Consider the following 1,705-nt stretch of genomic DNA (forward strand, 5'->3'; position numbering starts at 1 on the left):
GGCTGCTGTGCAAGCAGCCGCCCTATGGCGGCATCCGTGCGATCGACCTGGCCAGCGGCAAAACGCTATGGGACCGTCCGTTCGGCAGTGCGCGCGGCAATGGCCCGTTCGGCATCCACTCCGGCTTGCCGATCGAGATCGGCACGCCCAACAACGGCGGCGCCGTGGTCAGCGCCAGCGGGCTGATCTTCATCGCTGCGGCGACCGACGACCTGATCCGCGCGATCGACCTGGCCAGCGGCAAGACCCTGTGGCAGGCCAAGCTGCCGGCCGGTGGCCAGGCCACGCCGATGGTGTACGCGGTCGACGGACGCGAGTACCTGGTCATCGTCGCCGCAGGCCATCACTTCATGGAGACCAAGCGCGGCGACTACGTGATCGCCTACGCGCTGCCGCCGGCAGGCTGACGCGGGCTGCCGCTGCGAGGTCGCGATGCGGCGTCGCGGCGGCGGGACGGGGTGGATGCGGGAAGGGCGTGATTGGCCTCCTGCCGCCGATCACGCCGGTCGCCTCGCGGTGTGTCCAATCACGGGTATGCGATACGCTCAGCTTGCGCCGGCGTCTATTCCAACTGATCGCGGGCAAACGCCGCGTCCAGCGCTTCCATCGCATCGCGCGGCTTGAGCTTGTCGGCCTTCTCGAACGCCGCGGCGGCGTCTTCCTCGCGCTTGTCGCCGTACAGCAACAGCAGCACGTTGGCGTGTTCGACGTGGGCGATCGGCGCGTCCGGCACCAGCTTCAGCGCCTGCTGGATATGCTGTTCGGCGGTGGCCGCCTTCGCCCCGTAGGTCAGGCCGCCGATCATCGCGCCGACCTTGCCGATGATCTCGGCGTGGTACAGGGCCAGCGCCATGTGCGCCTCGGCATGCTTGGGCTCCAGCTCCAGGGCCGCTTCCAGCGAGGCGCGCACCTTGCTGGCGATGCCCTGCTTGAGCGCCTTGACGATGCTCAATCCCTGGCTGTAGCGGCCCAGCGCGAAGGCTTGGCGGTAGTGGCTGTTGGCCTCGTCCGGCAGCGCGGCGATCGCCGCCTCGGCCAGCACCGCGGCCTGCTGCAGCCGCTGCAACTGCTCTTTTTCGTCCTCGACCAGATAGCCGGCGTGGATGCCGATCGCCTTGACCGCGACCGAGGCGCCGAACACGCCCAGCGCCTTGCCGGCCTCGTAGGCCTGCTGGAACTGCCCCTGGTGGAACGCCCGCCAGGCCTCGATCAGCGCGGCCGACAGGGTCTGCGCGTCGTGGCCCTTGCCGGCCTTGCCGGCTGCGTCGAGCAGGGCCTGCGCGCGTGCCGGGTCCGGATAGGGTTCGCGGTCGCCAGCGTGCAGCTTGGGCCACGCTTTCTTCAGCGCATCACCAGCGTAGGCGTAGGCCTTGGCGTCGTACGGAAACGGCGCCCACGCGCCCGATTTTGCTGCCATGTGGATCTCCCTGTGCGGCGCCGGGCCACGGCGTCCGCGCCGAGCATGGCGCCGCTGCCGGCGCGTGGCAAGGGTGCGGCGCCGATAGTGTGTTTGCTCAAGCGGCCGGCGCCAGCATGGTGCGCATCGGGGCCACTGCCGGCCTCTCTGGAGATCCTGCGATGGCGACCAAGAAGCGTTCCCCCTCCGCGCTGCGGCCGGACCGGCTGAACCCGCGGCACCTGTGGCTGGCCGGACTGGGTGTGGTCGCGCTGACCCGCAAGCGCGCGCTGGCCGCCGCTGCCGATG

Annotated in this window: 2 protein-coding genes; one reads left to right on the top strand and one right to left on the bottom strand. The window is 70.3% G+C overall.

The window, feature by feature from the left end; all coding sequences use genetic code 11:
* The coding region (locus D588_RS25980) for a PQQ-binding-like beta-propeller repeat protein (protein ID WP_043086940.1) at positions 1–407 on the top strand (407 nt) is incomplete at its 5' end.
* 155 nt (positions 408–562) lie between these two features.
* Here the strand turns inward: D588_RS25980 and D588_RS0123015 are convergent.
* A complete protein-coding gene (locus D588_RS0123015; protein WP_017917666.1) occupies positions 563–1,417 on the bottom strand; it encodes a hypothetical protein in 855 nt (284 codons plus the stop codon).
* Positions 1,418–1,705 lie beyond the last annotated feature (288 nt).

It is taken from the genome of Xanthomonas sp. SHU 308 (genome assembly GCF_000364645.1).
Lineage (GTDB): Bacteria > Pseudomonadota > Gammaproteobacteria > Xanthomonadales > Xanthomonadaceae > Xanthomonas_A > Xanthomonas_A sontii.

What these genes read in the sequence shown, in the direction of transcription:
- D588_RS0123015 (WP_017917666.1), bottom strand. Translation starts at nt 1,417, where the DNA reads ATGGCAGCAAAATCGGGCGCGTGGGCGCCGTTTCCGTACGACGCCAAG.